Source organism: Paenibacillus sp. FSL P4-0176 (assembly GCF_037975265.1).
In the GTDB taxonomy this organism is placed as follows: Bacteria; Bacillota; Bacilli; order Paenibacillales; family Paenibacillaceae; genus Paenibacillus; species Paenibacillus amylolyticus.
The window spans coordinates 45,100-66,500 of sequence record NZ_CP150242.1; the positions used below are offsets into that span (position 1 = coordinate 45,100).

Sequence of the window (21,401 nt, forward strand, 5' to 3'; positions counted from 1 at the left end):
GTGGCAATGTTGCGAGTAATCCGATATGATGAAACAGGACAAAAAGGAATTTGTATCCATTTTAATAGTGATGCTACGCGTATGCGTGAGATAATCAAGTAAGTTATAAGAGAGGTGCCCCTTTTGTTACAAGCACTTATACAGGCTTTTTCCAAAGATCCGGACTTCGGGTCCATTACAGCCGGAATCAAATCCGGCATGAAGGAACAATTGGTTTCGGGTCTATCCGGATCGGCGCGTCAGATTATGCTGGCTGCTCTGCATCAGGAAATGAACCGACCATTGCTCGTAGTAACACATAATATGTTTTCAGCTCAAAAAATTGCAGAAGATTTACAGGAAGCGCTTTCACCTGATCAGGTGTTAATCTATCCTGCCAACGAACTTGTCGCTGCGGAAGCTGCTGTTTCCAGCCCGGAAACATTGGGTCAGCGTATTGATGTGTTGGTCCGCTGCGCCCAGGGATTCAGGGGCGTTGTTGTTATTCCTTTTTCCGGGGTAAGACGTTATGTTCCGCTTCCGGAAGTGATGGCCAATGCTCGAATTTTGATCAAACAGGGTAACACACTTCAACTGGACTCCTTCCTACTGGAGATGGTAAAGCTCGGATACGAGCGTGTGGAACGCGTGGAATCTCGTGGTGAGATGAGTGTACGCGGAGGTATCATCGACTTCTATCCGGTTACTTCATCGATCGCATATCGGGTGGAGTTATTTGATGATGAGATCGACTCCATTCGGACATTTGATCCAGCGGATCAGCGTTCGATTGAACGGATTGAAGAAATTACGGTTTTACCATGCAAGGAGTTAATTGCAGATCGTGAACGTATGGAAAAGGCTGCCGATGCGGCTGCTCTTTTGCTGGAGCAACAACTGGAGAAAATGACAGACCGGCAGGCGAAGCTGCGTCTTCGTGAGGAAATTCACCGGGAGATCGAGCTTTTGCGGGAACACGTGTATTTCTCCGAAATGTATAAATATATTTCTCCGCTCTATCCGGAGAACAAAACGATCTACGACTATATGCCAGAAGATACCCTGCTGGTTCTTGATGAGCCTGCCAGACTATCGGAGACATCAAAACAGCTGGACCGTGATGAATCAGAGTGGAACCTGCATTTGATGCAAAACGGGAAAACACTTCCGGATCTTCCATTATCCGCAGACGGTGATGAACTCTTGTATGAGCGTCCATTCCAGACGCTGTTTATGTCGATCTTTTTGCGCCAAGTTCCACACACCCAACCACAGAACATTCTGAACTTCATCAGTCGTGGCATGCAGGATTTCCATGGACAGATGAACGTACTGAAGGCAGAGATGGAGCGTTGGCAGAAGGCCGGAGTCAAAGTGCTCATGCTGGCGAACGGTGAGGAGCGACTCGAGCGGATGCGCCGGGTACTGATGGACTATGATATTCCAGAGCCAGAGATGATGATCGGTAATTTGCAAACGGGATTTGAAATGCCGTCCATTCATTTGGCTGTTGTGACCGAGGGCGAGATGTTCTCGCAAAAACAGCGTAAAGTACGCAAACCGATTCGGAATGTAGATAATGCTGAACGGATCAAATCCTATAGCGAGCTAAAAGTGGGCGATTATGTCGTTCACCAGAACCACGGGATTGGTAAGTACCTAGGGATCGGCACCCTCGAGGTTGGCGGTATTCATAAGGACTACATGCATATTCTCTATGCGGGTGGAGACAAACTGTCTGTACCTATTGAGCAGATCGATCTGATTCAGAAATATGTTGGTTCCGAAGAGAAAGAACCGAAAATATACAAGCTGGGCGGCAATGAGTGGACACGGGTTAAAAATAAAGTCCGCACATCTGTACAGGATATTGCTGATGATCTGATTAAGCTGTATGCAGAGCGTCAGACCTCCAAAGGGTTTGGATTCGACAAGGATTCTGCGGAGCAACAGGAGTTTGAGGATATGTTCCCTTACGATGAGACACGTGATCAGGTGCGTGCGATCGAAGAAATCAAAAAGGACATGGAACAAAACCGTCCAATGGATCGTTTATTGTGTGGGGATGTTGGTTACGGCAAAACCGAGGTGGCTATTCGGGCTGCATTTAAAGCAGCTATTGAAGGCAAACAGGTGGCTGTCCTCGTGCCAACAACTATTTTGGCACAGCAGCATTTTGAGACGTTCCGTGAGCGCTTCTCCGGTTATCCGTTCAACATTCATGTGCTTAGCCGTTTCCGTTCCCGTAAAGAGCAGAATGAAACAGCCAAAGGCATCAAGGCAGGCACAGTGGATATTGTTATCGGGACGCATCGATTGCTGTCGCAGGATCTGGTGTTCAAGGACCTGGGACTGCTCATTGTTGATGAAGAACAGCGCTTCGGTGTAACCCATAAGGAAAAACTGAAGAAGCTGAAAACCAATGTGGATGTGCTGACACTGACGGCAACGCCGATTCCGCGGACGCTTCATATGTCCATGCTGGGTGTGCGTGATCTGTCCGTTATCGAGACTCCACCAGAGAATCGTTTCCCGGTGCAGACCTATGTGGTTGAACACAGCCAGGCGCTTGTACGTGAAGCCATTGAGCGTGAGCTTGCCCGTGGTGGGCAAGTGTATTACCTCTACAACCGTGTTCAGGGAATCCAGGAGATGGCAGCCGAAATTTCTGAACTTGTGCCTGAAGCCAAAGTTGGTGTAGGACATGGTCAGATGTCGGAAACAGAGCTGGAGAAAACGATTCTGGACTTCCTGGATGGTGAATATGACGTGCTTGTGAGCACAAGTATCATCGAGACCGGGGTAGATATTCCGAACGTAAATACACTGATCGTACATGATGCGGATAAAATGGGGCTTTCCCAGCTGTATCAGCTGCGCGGACGTGTGGGTCGTTCCAACCGTATTGCGTATGCCTATTTTACGTACCAACGGGATAAAGTGCTTACAGAAGTTGCTGAGAAACGTCTGCAATCAATCAAAGAATTCACTGAACTGGGTTCGGGATTCAAAATCGCCATGCGTGACTTGTCGATTCGTGGGGCGGGAAATCTGCTAGGAGCGGAGCAGCATGGTTTCATCGCTTCCGTCGGGTTTGATCTGTATTCCCAGATGCTTGCGGAGGAGATCAACAAACGCAAAGTTACGATGCTTGGCGAGGAGCCGGTACCTTCAGATCAGTGGAACACAACCCTGGATCTCAGTATCGATGCCTACTTGCCGTCCGATTATATCTATGACAGTATTCAGAAGATTGAGATATACAAAAAAGTGGCGGTCATTGCCTCCTTCGACGATGCGATGGAGTTGGAAGACGAATTGGTTGACCGATTCGGTGATCTTCCGGAAGCCGTCATTAACTTGCTGGCTGTTGCGCGGATGAAAGTATACGGCAAAATCTACGGTATTGAGTCCATTTCCCAACGTGGTGAGGACATTACCGTGAAGTTCTATGAAGGGCGTGAACATGCCTTTGAACTCTCGAAAATCGCGCACATTGGAAATCAGTTCGAAAGACGTGTACAATTTGAACAAGGACCCCATATGCTGATTCACGCTAAAGGCAAGGGGCTTGGGGATAAGCAACTGATGGAGCTGGTAGAGAAAATTCTGGAGTCCATGAAAACTGCTTTTAAATCAAAGGGGGAACTAAAGGATGTTACCAAAGTATAAAAAAGTAGGAAAAGTACTGTCTGTGAGCATGGTTGCAGTACTATCCTTATCACTGCTTGCTGCATGTGGCAAGAAGGAAGAAGCAAAAACACCTGAATCCACGGATACAAGTGCTGTAGTCGCTACGTATGATGGTGGTACTATTACAGCCAATGAATTCGATATGGAGCAACGTGTCATGAAATTCCTCTATCCGGAGTATGCACAAATGATGGATATGGACGATTTCAAAGAGTATCTGGTAAAACAGGAAGTTGCTTATGAATATCTGAGTGGCAAAGCAAGTGAAGAAGCCAAAACAGCAGGTACAAAAGCGGCAACTGAGCAATTCGATAAAATGAAAGCTTCTGTTCAGGCAGATCAATGGACAGAAATGCTCAAAGCTCAGAAACTGACTGACGACAACATTAAAGACTACATGACTCGGATCATGACAGTAATCAAAGATAAAGAAACAGGCGTTACGGATGATGCAATCAAGGCTGAGTTTGAGAAAAACAAAGATCAGTTCACAACGGCTTCCGTTCGTCACGTGCTGATTAACTTCACAGATCCAAAAACGCAAAAAGAGCGTAAAAAAGAAGATGCACTTAAAATTGCAAAAGAAGTAAAAACCAAGTTGGATGGCGGAGCGGATTTTGCTGAAATTGCAAAAAAATATTCCGAAGATCCAGGTTCTGCTGAAAAGGGTGGACTGTATGAAAATACACCTGTAGGTAGCTGGGTGGAAGCATTTAAGGAAGCTGCAAAAACATTGCCACTGAATAAGATCAGTGATCCAGTAGAGACAGAGTACGGTTACCACGTCATGAAAGTGGAAGCTCGTACTGAAGCTGACTTTGCCAAATTGACGGCTGAACAAAAAGAAAGTCTGAAGAGCCAATTGGCTGCAGCCGAAATCGATACGTTCATGCAAAATGAATTGGACAAAATCGTAAAAGAAGTTAAACTGCCAAAAACAGAAAAAGCTGAAGAAGGTAAGACTGAAGGCACAACTGAAGGCACTACGGGTACAGGAACTGAAGGAGAAAAAACAACCGAACCAAAAACGGATGACTCCACAGGTACGGATACCAAGACTGACCAAGGTACGACTGGAACAGACAAAGATGCAACTACAGATGAAGGTACAAGCAGCAAGTAAGCTGGTAAAATTGCTGTGTTAGCATACGTTCAGGGTTGAATTCGCCCGAATGAATGCCTTGTACTACGTAAATATGGACAACCATACAGAGAAGCAAGGGGAGGACTTAGGACCTCCTTCTTGCTTCTTCTTTTATATATTCAAGTCGTATGGGTACATGGTCGCCTTCTTCGAAAGTTACACAACTATATTCTCCGAAGCATGTATAAGGAAATGGGAACAGATGAATACTATGGTCAAGATATCACACTAAACGTTCTGGGACTTTCCTCTACCCATTAAGGAACAGTAGTTGAAAAATCTTCTCGAGAAAGTGGGGCAACATGTGAAATGAAAGCTACTGGTATTGTCCGCCGTATAGATGACCTTGGTCGTGTGGTCATTCCAAAAGAAATCCGCCGTACGTTACGTATTCGTGAAGGTGATCCACTGGAAATTTTCGTGGATCGTGATGGAGAAGTTATCCTTAAAAAATATTCGCCAATTGGCGAACTTGGTGATTTTGCCAAAGAATATGCAGAATCCCTGTATGAGAGTACAGGACATGTAACGATGATTTCTGACCGGGATACCATTATCACGGTGGCAGGCGGCTCCAAGAAAGAATATTTGGACAAGCAGGTAGGTCAGCTGTTAGAGGGATGTATGGAAAACAGGAAGACCATTCTGGAAACAAACAATGGTTCTTATGAACTTAGCAAAGATCATGACGAGACGTTATCCTCTTTTGTTATTGCGCCGATTATTTCAGGTGGTGACCCCATCGGAACGGTTATCCTGTTTAATAAGGATGAATCGGTGAAGATGTCTCAGATGGAAGTGAAGATGTCTGAGACGGCTGCTGGTTTCCTTGGCAAGCAAATGGAACAATAGACCGCAGATCAACTCCTGGTGCCCTGTCTTGGGCATACGGGAGTTTTTGCATTTTAAGGGACAACGAAGTTAATCCGGATGATTGTGATGGGGGAGGGTTAGTCTGTGTGCCTCCAGGCAGTTATAATAGCAGGGTATGCTTAAAAGGATTACGCGGGAGGGACTTATGAAACAGCCGTCTACAGGCTCAAGGCTGCTACAGGGTGCATTTATACTTGGGCTTGCTGCCATTATCTCTAAAATCATTGGTGCTTTTCAGAAGATTCCGCTGCAGAATCTGGGGGGAGACGGTGTATTTGGCATCTACAATACGGTATATCCGTTATATATGCTCATTATCACGCTTGCTGCTGCAGGGCTGCCGCTGGCCGTATCCAAATTCGTAGCAGAACAGAACGCACTTGGAAGACCAGACGAGAGCAGAAGAATTATTCGACTATCTTCCCTACTGCTCGGGGGAATTGGAATTATAATGGCGCTCTTGATGTATGCAGGTGCGCCACTGATCGCTGACATGATTGGCAACCGCCATGTGGTTCCATCGATTCGTGCAGCTTCATGGGCGTTATTGTTCGTACCGGTGATGACAGGGCTGCGGGGATATTTTCAGGGATTACAACAGATGGTTCCAACAGCGGTATCACAAGTGGTGGAGCAGACGATACGTGTCACCGTCATGATTGTTTTGCTTCTGTGGTTGATGAGACGGGATGCTTCGCTTGAGACTATTGCTGCTGGTGCCATGATGGGCTCCGTTGCTGGTGGAATGGTTGGGCTGTTAACCATGTTAGGATACATGGTCCGTCACCGGCGAAAAGGCAGGGAAGTGGTCAACGGGCAATTGAATTCGGAATGGAGCAGTAACAGTGGAGAGGTTGGATCAGATCGTCATGAGCGTCAGGAGAATACACCGGTTACGCCGCTTAAGAAAACGGTGAGTGCTATTAACCCGGCTCTGGCAGAAAGATCACGATCCAATGGGGAGTGGATCAAGACGCTGCTCATGTACGCCATTCCCGTCTGTCTCGGGTCGCTGGCTGTACCGCTGATGAATCTGGTGGATACCTTCACCGTGCCCCGATTGCTGCGAGGAGAAGGACTGGATGAGCTTCAGTCGATGGTTTCCTTCGGCATCTATAACCGTGGATTGCCGCTGGTTCAACTGGTGACGATGCTGGCCACGTCACTATCTGTGCTGTTTATTCCGGCGATGGCGGAAGCCCGGTTAAAGGGCGGGCCAGAAGTCGTCCGGCAGCAAGCAGGCCTTGCGCTGCGCTGGTTCTGGTTGATCGGCCTGGCGGCATCCGCGGGTCTCGCGGTGCTGGCGGAGCCGATTAACCGCATGCTGTACGGAGATGCCGCAGGCACCGAAGCACTGCGGTACATGGCGCTGACGGCTGCGGGCAGCACCGTCAGCATTATTGCGGCGGCGCTGCTGCAAGGCCTCGGCGCCGTGCGCGCACCCGCGTTCAGCATGCTGGCCGCCGCAGGCGTCAAGGCGCTGCTGAACGTTATGCTTGTGCCGGCGCTGGGCATCAGCGGCGCGGCCCTGGCAGGCGCAGTCGCCTACATGTTGGCGGCTGGCTTGAATGTGGCGCTGCTGGCGCGACTTGTCGCCCTGCGCCCTGCCCCTGGCGCCGTCCTGGCGAAGCCGGCGCTGGTGATCGCCGCCATGAGTCTGGCGGCGTTAGGCACGGCCTGGGCCGCCGAAGCCGTGCTCGGCGGCATGGGTGTCGCGGCCGACCGCAGGCTGGCCGCGATGGGCGTGAGCCTGCTGGGCATTGCCGCAGGCTCTGCCGTGTTCTTGCTGGCGGCGGCCCGGACAGGGCTACTGACCGCCGCGGAGCTGGCGGCTGTGCCCAAGTTGGGGCCTCGCCTTGCCAAGCTGCTGGGCAAACTGCGTGTGCTGCGCTAGCTTCATGCTCACGGTGCTTCTACACCCAGCACAGCGAATATGCAATTATAGGATATCGAATGATTCTGGTATAATACGTGTAATTAGTCCTGTTCAGGCATGATGAATCAGTGAGCCTGGACAGGATAGTCCGGATGGAGGTTTACGTAATGAGTGCAGCTTTAACCGTAGTGGGTCTTGGATCTGGAGATGCAGACCAACTGACCGTAGGTATTATCAAAAAAATGAAACATGCAGCTAGGCTGTATGTACGTACCCTGGATCATCCCGTATTGAATGATCTGAAGCAAGAGGGGCTGGAGATGACATCATTTGATGCCATCTATGAGGCGAAGTCCTCCTTCCCCGAAGTATATGATGAGATCGCGAACCAACTGATAGAGGCTGCTCGTAAGGGTGAGGCCGGAACCGAAGTTGTGTATGCCGTTCCGGGTCATCCCATGGTGGCAGAAGCAAGTGTGCGCCTACTCAAAGAGCGTTGTCCGCAGATGGGTATTTCACTGCGTGTGATGGGCGGGGAGAGCTTCCTAGATGAAGCTTTTATACGACTTGGATTCGATCCAATCGAAGGTTTTCAACTTCTGGATGCCAGCAGCCTGAACACGGAACTGGTACAACCACAGCTACATACGTTGATCGGACAAGTCTACGATGTGTTCACTGCTTCGGATGTGAAGCTATGCCTGATGGAGGTTTACCCGGATGATTATCCGGTATTTGTGGGTCATGCGTTGGGTGTGCAGGGTCAGGAGGTCATTCACAAGATTCCATTGCACGAACTGGACCGGATCGAAGGGTACGGCAATCTGTCACTGATCTATGTACCGAAGAACACCGATGATGCCTTGCGTCGTAGATCCTTTGCGCGTTTGCATGAGATCGTCAATATTCTTCGCAGTCCGGGTGGCTGTCCATGGGATCAGGAGCAGACGCATCAGTCCATTCGCAAAAACCTGATTGAAGAGACCTATGAGGTCATTGAGACGATCGACGAGGATGACCCCGACCATATGAAAGAAGAACTGGGTGATCTGCTGCTGCAGATTTTATTGCACTCCCAGATGGAAGAAGAAGTGGGTACATTTAATGTGTATGATGTCATCGAAGGTTTGAATGATAAGCTGATCTTCCGCCATCCACATGTGTTTGGCGATAATCAGGCAGAAGATGCGAATGAAGCTCTTCAGAACTGGGAACAGATGAAGGCAGAGGAGAAGAAGCGCAAAGGCCAGGATCAGCAGAAGGTTTCCGTGCTGGATGGTATACCGCGTGACTTGCCTGCATTGATGAAGGGATACAAGTTACAGAAGAAAGCAGCCAAAGTAGGCTTTGACTGGGATGATGTTGAAGGTGTGTTTGCCAAGATCGAGGAAGAACTGGCGGAGTTGAAAGAAGCGGTGCAACAAGGCCAGTCTGCGGAAGAACGGAAGCTCGAACTGGGTGATTTATTATTCGCAGCCGCAAACGTTGCAAGATTCATCGATACGGACCCGGAAGAGGCGCTTGCTGCGACCAACCGCAAGTTCGTTGGGCGGTTCCAGTACATCGAAGAGCGTTTGCGTGAACAGGGAAGAACACCAGCAGAAAGCAATGTAGAAGAGATGGAGCAATTCTGGCAGGATGCGAAGAAGGCAGGATTATAACAGGTTCAATTTTCTGGGAAAAGCCAGATAACCTTATTCCATTCATGCTATGCAGTGTGTTATGATAATACGAACATGTGTTCATCTGTGTAAACTGGGGTTGGTGTTTAGCGACGGATGGTTTCGGGTACTGGTCTTAGACTGTTGCCTGCGGACCATCGACAAAAAGCTAAAAAAAGTCGCGGACCAAGGCAGGATTTCAGATGCCAAGCCAGAATACATGTGTAGTAACCTAACGCGAATCAGCGGCAATCGATGTATTGTCAGGAATCGCAGATACTTTTTTTTCAATTTGGGAGGCTTTTAAAAATGAACAAAACAGATCTGATTAACAACATTTCAACCAAAAGTGGTTTGACTAAAAAAGACGTTGAGTCCGTATTGAATGGCTTTTTGGGAGAAATTACAGATGCACTTGCCAGCGGAGACAAAGTACAATTGATCGGCTTTGGCACTTTTGAGACCCGCAAACGTTCCGGTCGTACCGGACGTAACCCACAAACAGGGAATGAAATCGTGATTCCTGAGTCCACTGTTCCTGCATTCAAAGCAGGCAACAAACTTAAAGAAGCCGTAAAATAATGCGTCTTGATAAATTCCTGAAGGTCTCCCGGCTAATCAAACGCCGCACTGTGGCCAAGGACGTCTCTGAACAGGGACGTGTTCTGGTGAACGGACGTGAAGCTAAGCCCAGCGCCGCTGTCAAAGTGGGCGATGAGCTGACGGTTCAGTTCGGTCAGAAACTGGTCACTGTGAGGGTGGAACGAATTGCCGAGAGTACCAAGAAGGATGAGGCGAGTAGCCTCTACACCTTGGTGAAGGAAGAGCCGATCGCCAAGGATAACGGAATGAACTGGTAACAGTACATCTGGTATTAAATATTCATTCAATGCAAGTTGAATCGAAACGTCCTCCTGTAACAGGGAAGGGCGTTTTTGTTTTTACTGGATGCCGGGTTATTTGTTCAACAACGCTGGTTCTATTCCAACCTCCACATCCATAAGCTAGGTGTAAGAAGGAGGGGTACATGCCATGGTTGAGCACGGTAAGGCCAAACAGCATCATCTGAGCATGCAGAATCGGAAACTGCTGGATCTGACGGGTGTCTCCAACGTGGAGAGCTTCGACAGTGAGGAATTTTTGCTGCAGACTGAACTTGGGCATCTGACCATCCGGGGGCACAATTTACATATCAAAAACCTGAGCCTGGAGGAAGGTCTGTTATCCATTGAAGGCACAGTCAGTTCGCTCCAATATCTGGACCCCGGTTCCCAGTCCAAAAATGGTAAAGGCCTGTTTGGCAAGATGTTCCGATGAGTCCGGATACTCAATGGATCACATTGATGTGGATGCTCACCTCGGGGGTCGTGATGGGAATGGCCTACGACAGTTACCGGGTACTGTCCGGACAGCTGCGGTTTCCGAGATGGAGTATACACACGCTCGATCTGTTGTACTGGGTTGCTTCCGCGCTGTTCGTTTTTCGGATGCTATACGCCGGAAACCACGGACAGTTGCGGTTTTATGTCTTTTTGGGGCTGATTATAGGGGTTTGCTTCTATTTTTGGCTTTTAAGTGTTACAACCCAGCGTTTTGTGGTAATGTTAATTAAACTCGCAAGAACGCTGATTCATTGGTGTGGACATATCCTTAACATCCTGATCGTTATGCCGGCTAAAGGAATTTATAAGTTAATTCGCGTATTATTCGGTTTTGTAATTGCGATACTATTATTCCTGGGCAGGCTGGTGCTGCAGTGTTTGGTACCTTTCGGCAAGTTGTTCCGCTGGATGTTTAGGCCGCTCCTGAAACATTGGGTAACGCCACGCTTCATGATCCGTGTGGGTACAAGAATTGCAGCGATGTGGAAACGCTGGTTTTAAGGAGGTCCGTAATGGGTAAAACACCTGTGGGCAGATCAAAGGCTCCAACTAACCAAGGAAAATCTGCCGGTGCAAAAAGGCGCCTCATGCTTTGGATGACGTTTATGATTGTATTTGTAATATGGGCAGGATATACATTCCTTGTGCAGACTGCACAAATTTCGGACAAGAGTTCTCATCTGGCCACTCAGCAAGCTTCAAAGGAAGATACGTTGAAGAAGCTGGAACAGTTGAAGTACGAAGTCAGCCGGTTGAATGACCCTGAATACATAGGACAGCTGGCACGGAAAAAAGGATATTATCTTCCTGAGGAAACGCCGATCCAGGTTGAAGAGTCAGGGAACTGATGGAATTCGGTCTATTACCGAGCTAGGTTTGTTATCCGTGTGTCTGAAGCCGTTAAACCGGAAAAAATAGGCTCTCTGATGGGGTAGTGTTCAGTTGACCTTGGTTTATGGCATAAGGTATAATTACATTAGCGCAGCATTGATTTTGGCATTCAAAAAATCGGGTTGTATATTTTTAAGGGAGGATCATTTTATTCTATGGCAATTGAAGTGGGCACCAAGTTAGAGGGCAAGGTGACAGGAATCACGCATTTTGGAGCATTTGTGGATCTGTCAGGAGGTGTCACGGGTCTCGTTCACATCTCGGAAATCGCCGACAATTATGTCAAAGATGTCAACGACCACCTGAAGCTGAATGACCTCGTTACAGTGAAGGTTATCAACGTTGACAAGGATGGCAAGATCGGACTTTCCATTAAGCAAGCTGTTGACAAACCGGTTGAGCAACAAACCCAATCTAGACCCCCGAGAGCTCCTAGACCGGAACGCAGTGGAGGAGATCGCGAACGATTCAGCGGCGGAGGCCCAAGTGGTGGCCAAGGTCGTGGTGGTGGCGGCGGTGGATTTAACCGTGGTGACCGCGGAGGCCGTTCTTTCAAGCCCGCAGCAGGCAAACCTTCATTTGAGGATAAAATGTCACGCTTCCTGAAAGATAGTGAAGAGCGGATCTCTTCGCTTAAGAAGAACACAGAAGGCAAACGCGGAGGCCGTGGAGCCAAGCGTGTGTAATCTGTCACAACCTGATCTAAACATATAAGTAAAACCGTTAGCCCATGGGCTAACGGTTTTTTTGCGTTTCTTTCACAGATAAGTAGTTGAATAGCTTTTTTTGTAAGGTGAAGCTCCATATCCCCAGTTTTTCTGCACGGCAAAATGAAACCATAAGAACATTTGTCGTCTACCATTTTTTACCGACAGGTTTCCGTGGCATTCCACAGTTATCCTGCTCAAATGGTGGCGAGACCAAACCATCTCCGGTTCAAAATCAGACATTCCGATTGTCGGAATCAAGTAGGAGAATGAATGAAACCACAATAAGGCCGGGGGTTTCGCTCCACCGCGCCAGGCTTGTTTCTTTTGTCGTAAACTTTTTGGACCCTGCCCACCTATTCTGACAAACTACGTCTTCTAATCTATCTATAATCAGAACCATCGAGAACGAAACACGAAAATTCAAATTAATCGAATGGGGTGCCTTGAGGATGATGGAAAAGTGGAATGTCATTCAATTTCCGGGAATGAAAGCAGGTAAAGGAGGTACGGAAGCTCGGGAGGAGCTGTCGGTACGTCTGAAACAATGGCTTGGCTCCCGCAAGGCTGTCCAGATGGTTGCTTCCCGCAAATGGGTACTGCTGCTTACGTTTATGGGGTTCCTGCTCGGAAAGGCAATGATCCTGAATGAGTTATCTCCCTTTGCCATTGCTTACTTCGCCGTAATTGCTTTCATGCGCAGGGATTACATCATTCCGGTAGGCGCTGCACTTCTCGCAGGCAGTCTCTTTGCACCGTTTCCGGTACCACTCATTGTTGCATCGGAGATCGCCATCTTTTATCTGCTCTTCCGCGGTCTGGAGTCATATGATCGTGCTGAATTATCTTATGCACCAACGATGGTGTTTACGACTACATTTATGGTCAAGTTATTCGCGGTTGTGATTGGACCATCCTTCAGCTGGTACGCGATGCTGATGCTCACGATGGATTCGGTATTAAGTTTCGTGCTCACCCTTGTTTTTATACAAGCCATACCGATCTTCACCTACCGCAAAAAAAAGTTCAGCCTAAAGAACGAGGAGATCCTCTGCCTGATCATATTGCTCGCTTCCGTTATGACGGGAGCCGTAGGGTGGACCATTCAGTCTTTATCCGTCGAGCATATGCTCTCCCGTTATCTCATATTAATCTTTGCGCTGGTGGGCGGAGCCCCCCTTGGAGCCTCAGTTGGGGTCATTACCGGCTTGATTCTGAGTCTGGCTGACATGTCAGCGGTGTATCAGATGAGCCTGCTTGCTTTTGCCGGGATGCTGGCGGGTATGCTTCGAGAAGGCAAACGTGCGGCGGTTGCACTGGGCATGCTGCTGGGTTCGTCCATTCTATCCATATATCTGGGCGGACCGGGCGATGTGATGAACTCATTATGGGAGACGTGTGCAGCTATCGTACTATTCATGTTAACACCTAAAAGCCTGATGACGGCGATATCCAAATATGTACCGGGTACGCAGGATCATACCAAATCGCAGCATGAGTATGCCAAACGAATACGGGATATCACGGCAGAACGGGTAACCCGGTTCTCACAGGTATTCCGTCAACTGTCACGTAGCTTTGATCAGATGTCCGGTGCAGGGGAGCAGGTACAGAAAGAAGGTGGAATGGACCATTTCATGAATGCGGTTGCCGAGGGCACATGTGCAAGCTGTTTCAAGCGTACACAATGCTGGGATGCGAAGTTTATTCAAACCTACAAATATATGACGGACGTGATGAGTACGATTGAAGGAAACCCGGAGATCTCAGGCAAGCAGATTCCAGTGGACTGGAACAGGGTATGTGCGAAACCGGAAGAGGTCCTTGAAGTCATGCGTGCCCAGTATGGACTGCATCAACATAACATGCAATGGAAGCGTCAAATTATCGATAGCCGGCAGCTGGTTGCAGAGCAATTGTCCGGTGTATCTCAGGTCATGGAGGACCTGGCCAAAGAAATTCAGCGGGAAAGTGATGAGATGGTACAGCAGGAGGAGCAGATTCGGGACGCACTGGAGTCACTGGGCTTGTCTATTCACTCCATTGAGATCATCAATCTGGAAGCGGGCAATGTAGAGATTGAGATTGTACATGCATATACACGTGGATTCGATGAGTGCCGGAAAATGATTGCTCCGCTGATCTCGGATGTACTGGACGAGCATATTGCCGTCTTGCATGAGACCATGACCGATCCTCGTCAGGGATTGGCGACCGTTACGTTTGGTTCAGCCAAAACGTTCGAGGTTACCACGGGTGTTGCCGCCGCCGCAAAAGGGGGAGATGTGATGTCAGGCGACAGCTTCAGTACGGTTGAGTTAGGCAACGGTACATTTGCGGTGGCACTCAGTGATGGAATGGGCAATGGAGAACGGGCACGCATGGAGAGTAGCGCGGCGCTGAACATACTGGAACAGTTGCTACAGTCCGGCATGGACGAGAAACTGGCGATCAAATCCGTGAACTCCGTTCTGATGTTGCGCTCCCCTGAAGAGATGTATGCAACAGTGGATATGGCGCTGATCGATGAATATACGGCAGAGACCACGTTTATGAAAATCGGATCGACGCCAAGTTTTATCAAACGAGGACAGGAGGTTATTCAGGTTTCGGCCAGCAATTTGCCAATCGGTATTATTAAAGATATTGAAGTGGATCTGGTGACGGTACAGCTTCAGCCGGGGGATATCCTCATTATGATGACGGATGGCATCTATGATGCACCGGGGTATGCGGTGAACAAAGAGTTATGGATGAAACGGCTCATTCAAGAGATTGATACAGATGATCCACAAGATTTGGCCGATTGCCTGCTTGAAAGTGTCATAAGATATCAGCAGCATGAGATATTGGATGATATGACCGTCGTTGTTGGAAAAGTAGAGCATTTCCGCCCTGAATGGGCCACACTGCGTGTGCCTGGCATCAACCGGATGGAGCGTCCACGGACCGTCAGTTAATTGCATATTCTTCTGTTTGAAGTCTCTTCATTCTGGCAATGCTAGTCATAGAGTTGGAGAGTAACGAATAACGGAGGGATATCGGATGAAGCAAATCTTATTGATCACCGACGGTTGTTCCAATGTAGGACCAAGTCCAGTGCTGGCAGCGGCCGAAGCGCTGGAAGAGGGGATTACGGTTAATGTGGTTGGCGTGATTGATTATGGAACCATTGGTGAGTTGGGTAGCCGGGAGATTGAGGATATTGCCAGAGCTGGAGGTGGAATCAGCCAAATTGTAGGTACACGTCAGCTTGCCCATACGATGCAGATGATGACAAGGAAAACGGTGGTTCAGACCATTCAGCAGGCGGTTAATAGAGAGTTAACACAAATTTTGGGAGAGAAGGAGCCCAAAACGGTAACCGATCTGGAGCCTGCACAACGCGCCCGGGTCGTTGAAGTGATGGATGATATGGCTGAAACTACAGCGTTACAGGTTATATTGCTAATAGACGTCAGTGCTAGCATGAAGCCCAAACTGGCTGCGGTAGAAGAAGGCATTCGTGATTTAATGTTAAGTTTGCAGGCGCGTATAGGTCAGAGCAAGCTTTCCGTATTTCATTTTCCCGGACGACACAGCGGAGAAGATGCGGTAATGGATATTGACTGGACAACGGATCCAGGCCGTGTTCGGTCCTTGTTTGGAAGGTTGCAGATGAAGGGTGCAACGCCGACAGGTCCTGCAATTCAGAAGGTGATTGATTTTTACCGTTATGGTACACTGGAGAAACAGCAGGAAATAGAAGGGAACTATCGCATTGAAAGAGAAGGGATGCTCGGTGACAACGTTGTCTGACGCCTCTTTCCCGCCAGGAACAGTGGTTACAGGGAAATGGAATCGCAGTCGTTACACGATTCGGAAGCTACTGGGCAAAGGAGCTAATGGCATCGTTTTTCTTGTCCAACGGGGTGAAAATGGCAAACACTACGCGTTAAAAATGGGATTTGATCCGGTTGATCTGCAATCGGAAGTCAATGTGCTCAAATCTTTTCAACTACAGCGTAATCATGAGGCCCTTCGGCAGAGCGGCATTCCTTCCTATCTTAAAGATGTGGATGATTATGCCGTTCGTGGCCGGGATATTCCCTTTTATGTGATGCGTTACGTTAGAGGTGAGGCACTTCATCACTTTATTCGGCGTCAGGGGACAGACTGGACACTTCTGGTGGGACTTAGACTCTTGCAGAAGCTGGCACAATTGCATCAGGCGGGATGGGTGTTTGGTGATCTCAAACCTCAGAATGTGTTGGTATCCGACTATGGGCAGGTGGAATTGATCGACTACGGCGGAGTTACGTCGATTGGTCGAAGCGTCAAACAGTTCACCGAATGGTATGATCGGGGCTTCTGGAATGCAGGTAGCCGTACGGCAGATGGTACCTATGATGTATTTGCATTTGCATTATTATTGATTCATGTACTTGAAGCAGACGCGCTCAAGGCACTGGCGGCCGAAGGATTACCGCAACTGCGAAGTGTGAATCAGCTCGTAGCGCTGGTGGAGCGCAGTGAACGACTGGGTCCTTTTCGCAATTGGACGACTCAGGCATTACGAGGTCAGTTTCGTGATGCAGGTCATGCGGCACAAGGGTGGAAGGAAATGATGGCACGCCCCACGCCTCTCCGCCGTCGTTCCAAAAGTACAACACCGCGCTGGCTTATGAACGCATTCGCTGTATCTGTGATATTACTTATTGGAGTGCTCATCTATGCACTACTTTTCTGATCTGTGAGAGTGCATATACATAACGCAAGGAATGAGGAACAGGTATGGAGGCTTTACGCTGGAACATGCTGGTGAAGAACGTGCTGGATGCAGCGGAAGAGCATCAGTTATGGGTTCCCGGGGATCGGATTGTCGTCGCAGTATCGGGCGGGCCGGACTCGGTAGCTTTTTTGCATATCATGCACGAGATCAGCAAGCGGCATGTGCCACTTGAATTGATCTGTGCCCACGTGCATCATGGATTCCGGAGTGAATCTGATGATGAAGCGGAGAAAATGATGGAACTGGCACAGCAGCTTGGTATTACATTTGAATGGACCAAGGCCGATGTACCTTCATATATGGAGCTGACGGGTCAAGGACCACAGGAAGCAGCCCGCAACAAGCGATATGCCTTTTTGCACGAAGTGGCTTCCAAATATAATGCGGCAAGCATCGCTTTGGCACATCATGCCGATGATCAGGCGGAGACGGTCATGCTTCATTTGCTTCGTGGAACCGGCTTGTCGGGACTCTCAGGAATGAAGTTTAAAAGACGAGAAAAAAATGTGGAACTTATTCGTCCATGCCTTCGTATAAACAAGACAGACCTTGTAGAAGCTTGTAATACCCAGGGTTTTATGTATTTCAATGATGAGAGCAACGCCCTGCGTAAATATCGGCGTAATGCCATTCGCTTGGATGTGCTTCCTTTTTTGGGGCAGTATAATGGACAACTCACGCCGTCATTGAATCGGCTTGCCGAAATTGTGGGTGATGAAGACGATTTCATGGAGCAGAGTGCATATGACACATACAGGTGTCTAGTGCAGGTGAACGGCGGAAGGCAAACCTTTGAGGTGCCTTCCTTCTTGAAGTTACATGTCGCTTTACAACGAAGGTTGATTAAACTAATATTGAATTATCTGCCTTTGGACAGTGATTTTGTCGACTTTACCCGTATAGAAACCATTCGGCACAAGGTCATGGAGACCCATGTGACGACCTGGAGCCTGGATATAGGACAGACACTCGCCTGCACTCGGGAGTATAATCTGATTTCTTTTGGCATACGGACGGACGTACAGGATCAATCTTACGAGTATCGTCTTGCGCAATGGAGTGGAACTTATGAGCTTTCACTCACCCCAATTAACCGGTATATTCGGTTGATGACGGTGAGTCCCGAGGACTATCATGTACCGGAATCGGCGGATCAAGCCGCGTTTGATGCGGATCAACTGCTTATGCCGCTGGTTGTGCGTTCACGGTTACCTGGAGATACCATGAAAGTGATGGGATTAAACGGAAGCAAAAAGGTGAAAAATATTTTCATCGATGAGAAAATCCCCCCATCTGTCCGTCCACGTATTCCTGTGGTATGTGATGGAGCAGGTCATATCATCTGGTTACCGGGTGTTCGACGGTCCAGTGTGGCTCCTGTCAGGGAGGGCACTTCCGCAATCCTGTACATGACTGTAGGCGATTCAGCGATTCAGGGGTAGTGGTTATGGTTCAGGTAAGGCTTTCATAGTATAACTTAGGAGGTTCGCACAGTTGCAGAACGACATTCAGGAAGTATTGATCAGTGAAGAAGAAATTCAGAGTAAAGTCAAGGAATTAGGCGCAACACTAAGTGCCGAATATGCAAATCGCAATCCTTTGGTCATTTGTGTGCTCAAGGGTGCGTTTATATTTATGGCTGATTTGGTTAAAAACATAACGGTACCTGTTGAAATGGATTTTATGGCAGTATCCAGTTACGGCGCTTCCACCAAGTCATCAGGTGTTGTCAAAATCATTAAGGATCTGGATGTATCCGTTGAAGGACGGGAAGTTCTGATTGTCGAAGATATTATCGACAGCGGACTTACACTCAGCTACCTAATTGAACTGCTAGAAAACCGCGGTGCCGAGTCGGTGCGTGTGGTTACGCTGTTCGACAAGCCTTCAGGCCGTAAAGTTGAGTTGGAAGCTCATTACACAGGCTTTGACATTCCTGACGCGTTCATCGTTGGTTACGGTTTGGATTTTGCGGAGAAGTACCGGAACCTGCCCTATATCGGGATTTTGAAGCCGGAAGTCTATAGTAGCTAATATCCTGCCCGACCCAAGCCTTGAGCTGTTCTTGGCTTCTGTTGAGAAGCCATGTCGGGCTATGTTAAAATAATTAAAGTGTCTCGAGAGGAGGTAGGGGATGAATCGGTTCATCCGGAATTCTGGTTTTTATTTGATTCTTTTTTTAGTTGTGGTGGGGATAGTCCAGTTCGTCAGCAATGGCGGCGAAGCCACCGATAATCCTAGATATGATCAGTTGCGTGCAGCGATCAAAGCCAACAATGTCTCTGAATTGACGGTTCAATTCAACGGTCAAACGTATCTCGTGACCGGTCAATACAAGAAGGCACCTGATGGCGCCAAATCAGAAAATTTCTCAACGTATATTCCTCCTACGGATGAGGCAATTAGTGAGCTTGTAGCTGCAAGTGAAACTAACAATTTCCAATATCATCAGGAGCCAATGAAAGGTGACAGCATCTGGTTGACGTTGCTGACTTCCTTTATTCCTTTGATCATTATGTTCCTGCTGTTCTTCTTCCTGTTTAATCAGGCTCAAGGCGGCGGCGGTAAAGTAATGAACTTTGGTAAAAGCCGTGCTCGTCTCTACAACGAAGAGAAGAAGCGGGTTACATTTGAAGATGTTGCGGGTGCTGACGAAGAGAAACAGGAACTTGTTGAGGTTGTAGACTTCCTCAAGGACCCTCGTAAATTCGCAGCAGTAGGTGCGCGGATTCCTAAGGGCGTATTGCTCGTAGGGCCTCCAGGTACCGGTAAAACATTGCTCGCTCGTGCCGTAGCCGGTGAAGCGGGTGTACCATTCTTCACTATTTCAGGTTCCGACTTCGTGGAAATGTTTGTCGGTGTCGGTGCATCACGTGTACGTGATTTGTTTGAAAATGCGAAGAAAAATGCCCCATGTATCATCTTTATCGATGAGATTGATGCTGTAGGACGTCAGCGTGGTGCTGGTCTCGGTGGTGGTCACGATGAACGTGAACAGACACTCAACCAGTTGCTCGTTGAGATGGACGGATTCGGAGTTAATGAAGGTATTATCATCATAGCTGCAACGAACCGTGCAGATATTTTGGACCCTGCCTTGCTGCGTCCTGGACGTTTTGACCGTCAAATTACGGTTGACCGCCCTGATGTAAGAGGTCGTGAAGCTGTCCTGAAAGTACATTCCCGTAATAAACCATTGACCAAAGATGTGAAGATGGATATTATCGCGAAGCGTACAACAGGCTTCTCTGGTGCAGATCTGGAAAATCTCTTGAACGAAGCGGCATTGCTTGCAGCGCGTCGTAACCGTAAAGATATTTCCATGAAGGAAGTTGACGAAGCGATTGACCGTGTCATCGTTGGTACGGAGAAGAAAAGCCGTGTCATCAGTGATCGCGAGAAACGAATCGTTGCTTATCACGAAGCAGGTCATACCATTGTAGGATACTTCCTCGAACATGCTGATATGGTACATAAAGTGACCATTATTCCGCGCGGACGTGCGGGTGGATATGTAATCATGTTGCCAAAAGAAGACCGTATGCTGGTTACCAAGCAAGAATTGCTGGATAAAGTAACCGGACTTCTCGGAGGTCGTGTAGCTGAAGAATTGTTCATCGGAGAAATTGGTACTGGTGCATACAGTGACTTCCAGCAAGCGACAGGTATTGTTCGCAGCATGGTAATGGAATACGGTATGAGTGAGAAATTGGGACCTATGCAATTCGGAAGTTCACAAGGACAGGTATTCCTTGGTCGGGATATCGGTCATGAACAGAATTACTCGGATTCCATTGCTTACGAGATTGATCAGGAAATGCAACGCTTTATCAATGACTGTTATGAGAAGTGTAAGGACTTGCTTGTTAAACATTCAAAAGAGATGCACCTGATCGCTCAAACTTTGCTTGAGGTTGAGACTTTGGAAATGGATCAGATCAAGCAATTGATCGAAACAGGTTCTTTGACTCCAAAAGCAGAGAATGACAATGATGGTGAAGGCACACCAACTGAAGGCGGAGAGCCAATCATCGACACCATCGGTGATGTGCGTGTTCGTATTCAAGGTAAAGATGAAACGCCTGAGCCACCAGCCGGAGATATTCCAAACGAAGCTCCGAATCTGGAAAAGGGTAATAACAATAACCCGGATGATGGCGGAACTAAGCCAACGTCTTAATGCATAATACATCTGGCTATGATAGCAGGTGAAATCAAGAGAGCCCTCGAGGCTCTCTTTTTTTATCCATTATTTTAAAAGAGGATAGATAAAGATAAACGGGAGTTAGATGGCGAACCAGTTAGCAAACAGGTGGTTACAGCGCTGTTCCGGGCCTTTTTCATTTATTGACAGAGTCGTGAACGTTGTGTAAATTAGTTGTTAAACCGCTTGTGATTCGTTTCTCAAGCGAAGATAACGACTT

At 48.1% G+C, this 21,401-nt stretch carries 17 protein-coding genes; all 17 read left to right on the top strand.

What is annotated here, in order from left to right; genetic code table 11:
• Window positions 1-123 precede the first annotated feature (123 nt).
• Window positions 124-3,651, top strand: a complete 3,528-nt coding sequence (mfd, locus tag MKY95_RS00225) for a transcription-repair coupling factor (RefSeq protein ID WP_036606125.1) — start codon at window positions 124-126, stop codon at window positions 3,649-3,651.
• Window positions 3,635-4,795, top strand: coding sequence for a peptidylprolyl isomerase (locus MKY95_RS00230; protein ID WP_036668467.1), 1,161 nt, complete (start codon window positions 3,635-3,637; stop codon window positions 4,793-4,795). The genes mfd and MKY95_RS00230 overlap by 17 nt, the downstream gene beginning before the upstream one ends.
• 330 nt (window positions 4,796-5,125) lie before the next feature.
• Window positions 5,126-5,668, top strand: coding sequence for a stage V sporulation protein T (gene spoVT, locus MKY95_RS00235; protein WP_036606123.1), 543 nt, complete (start codon window positions 5,126-5,128; stop codon window positions 5,666-5,668).
• A gap of 166 nt (window positions 5,669-5,834) precedes the next feature.
• Window positions 5,835-7,583 carry a polysaccharide biosynthesis protein gene (locus tag MKY95_RS00240; protein ID WP_339196314.1) on the top strand — a complete coding sequence of 583 codons (1,749 nt, stop codon included), beginning with the start codon at window positions 5,835-5,837 and terminating at the stop codon, window positions 7,581-7,583.
• Window positions 7,584-7,732: 149 nt separating this feature from the next.
• On the top strand, window positions 7,733-9,226 hold the full coding sequence (mazG, locus tag MKY95_RS00245) for a nucleoside triphosphate pyrophosphohydrolase (RefSeq protein ID WP_339196317.1): 1,494 nt from the start codon (window positions 7,733-7,735) through the stop codon (window positions 9,224-9,226).
• Window positions 9,227-9,535: 309 nt separating this feature from the next.
• Window positions 9,536-9,808, top strand: a complete 273-nt coding sequence (locus tag MKY95_RS00250; RefSeq protein ID WP_017691362.1) for an HU family DNA-binding protein — start codon at window positions 9,536-9,538, stop codon at window positions 9,806-9,808.
• A complete protein-coding gene (locus tag MKY95_RS00255) occupies window positions 9,808-10,086 on the top strand; it encodes an RNA-binding S4 domain-containing protein (RefSeq protein WP_017691361.1) in 279 nt (92 codons plus the stop codon). Before MKY95_RS00250 ends, MKY95_RS00255 begins: the two co-directional genes overlap by 1 nt.
• A gap of 172 nt (window positions 10,087-10,258) precedes the next feature.
• Window positions 10,259-10,543 carry a sporulation protein YabP gene (yabP, locus tag MKY95_RS00260; protein WP_036606119.1) on the top strand — a complete coding sequence of 95 codons (285 nt, stop codon included), beginning with the start codon at window positions 10,259-10,261 and terminating at the stop codon, window positions 10,541-10,543.
• Window positions 10,540-11,109 (top strand): spore cortex biosynthesis protein YabQ, encoded by a 570-nt coding sequence (gene yabQ / locus MKY95_RS00265; RefSeq protein WP_017691359.1) that lies wholly within the window; start codon window positions 10,540-10,542, stop codon window positions 11,107-11,109. Before yabP ends, yabQ begins: the two co-directional genes overlap by 4 nt.
• An 11-nt stretch (window positions 11,110-11,120) precedes the next feature.
• Window positions 11,121-11,456 (top strand): septum formation initiator family protein, encoded by a 336-nt coding sequence (locus MKY95_RS00270; protein ID WP_017691358.1) that lies wholly within the window; start codon window positions 11,121-11,123, stop codon window positions 11,454-11,456.
• Window positions 11,457-11,654: 198 nt separating this feature from the next.
• Entirely contained in the window at window positions 11,655-12,185 is a 531-nt protein-coding gene (locus tag MKY95_RS00275; RefSeq protein WP_017691357.1) for a S1 domain-containing RNA-binding protein, read from the top strand.
• 473 nt (window positions 12,186-12,658) lie between these two features.
• A complete protein-coding gene (gene spoIIE / locus MKY95_RS00280) occupies window positions 12,659-15,166 on the top strand; it encodes a stage II sporulation protein E (RefSeq protein WP_179088724.1) in 2,508 nt (835 codons plus the stop codon).
• An 85-nt stretch (window positions 15,167-15,251) separates the two neighbouring features.
• Window positions 15,252-16,004, top strand: coding sequence for a VWA domain-containing protein (locus MKY95_RS00285; RefSeq protein ID WP_036668461.1), 753 nt, complete (start codon window positions 15,252-15,254; stop codon window positions 16,002-16,004).
• A complete protein-coding gene (locus MKY95_RS00290) occupies window positions 15,988-16,935 on the top strand; it encodes a protein kinase (protein ID WP_036606117.1) in 948 nt (315 codons plus the stop codon). Before MKY95_RS00285 ends, MKY95_RS00290 begins: the two co-directional genes overlap by 17 nt.
• 44 nt (window positions 16,936-16,979) lie before the next feature.
• Complete coding sequence (gene tilS / locus MKY95_RS00295; protein WP_253504665.1) at window positions 16,980-18,419, top strand: tRNA lysidine(34) synthetase TilS; 1,440 nt, start codon at window positions 16,980-16,982, stop codon at window positions 18,417-18,419.
• A gap of 52 nt (window positions 18,420-18,471) precedes the next feature.
• Window positions 18,472-19,011 carry a hypoxanthine phosphoribosyltransferase gene (gene hpt, locus MKY95_RS00300; protein ID WP_017691352.1) on the top strand — a complete coding sequence of 180 codons (540 nt, stop codon included), beginning with the start codon at window positions 18,472-18,474 and terminating at the stop codon, window positions 19,009-19,011.
• A 100-nt stretch (window positions 19,012-19,111) separates the two neighbouring features.
• Window positions 19,112-21,157 (top strand): ATP-dependent zinc metalloprotease FtsH, encoded by a 2,046-nt coding sequence (gene ftsH, locus MKY95_RS00305; RefSeq protein WP_036606115.1) that lies wholly within the window; start codon window positions 19,112-19,114, stop codon window positions 21,155-21,157.
• The last annotated feature ends 244 nt before the right edge of the window (window positions 21,158-21,401 follow it).

Coding starts and splice junctions, on each gene's coding strand:
- MKY95_RS00230 (WP_036668467.1), top strand. CDS start 3,635: ATGTTACCAAAGTATAAAAAAGTAGGAAAAGTACTGTCTGTGAGCATG.
- spoVT (WP_036606123.1), top strand. CDS start 5,126: ATGAAAGCTACTGGTATTGTCCGCCGTATAGATGACCTTGGTCGTGTG.
- MKY95_RS00240 (WP_339196314.1), top strand. CDS start 5,835: ATGAAACAGCCGTCTACAGGCTCAAGGCTGCTACAGGGTGCATTTATA.
- mazG (WP_339196317.1), top strand. CDS start 7,733: ATGAGTGCAGCTTTAACCGTAGTGGGTCTTGGATCTGGAGATGCAGAC.
- MKY95_RS00250 (WP_017691362.1), top strand. CDS start 9,536: ATGAACAAAACAGATCTGATTAACAACATTTCAACCAAAAGTGGTTTG.
- MKY95_RS00255 (WP_017691361.1), top strand. CDS start 9,808: ATGCGTCTTGATAAATTCCTGAAGGTCTCCCGGCTAATCAAACGCCGC.
- yabP (WP_036606119.1), top strand. CDS start 10,259: ATGGTTGAGCACGGTAAGGCCAAACAGCATCATCTGAGCATGCAGAAT.
- yabQ (WP_017691359.1), top strand. CDS start 10,540: ATGAGTCCGGATACTCAATGGATCACATTGATGTGGATGCTCACCTCG.
- MKY95_RS00270 (WP_017691358.1), top strand. CDS start 11,121: ATGGGTAAAACACCTGTGGGCAGATCAAAGGCTCCAACTAACCAAGGA.
- MKY95_RS00275 (WP_017691357.1), top strand. CDS start 11,655: ATGGCAATTGAAGTGGGCACCAAGTTAGAGGGCAAGGTGACAGGAATC.
- spoIIE (WP_179088724.1), top strand. CDS start 12,659: ATGATGGAAAAGTGGAATGTCATTCAATTTCCGGGAATGAAAGCAGGT.
- MKY95_RS00285 (WP_036668461.1), top strand. CDS start 15,252: ATGAAGCAAATCTTATTGATCACCGACGGTTGTTCCAATGTAGGACCA.
- tilS (WP_253504665.1), top strand. CDS start 16,980: ATGGAGGCTTTACGCTGGAACATGCTGGTGAAGAACGTGCTGGATGCA.
- ftsH (WP_036606115.1), top strand. CDS start 19,112: ATGAATCGGTTCATCCGGAATTCTGGTTTTTATTTGATTCTTTTTTTA.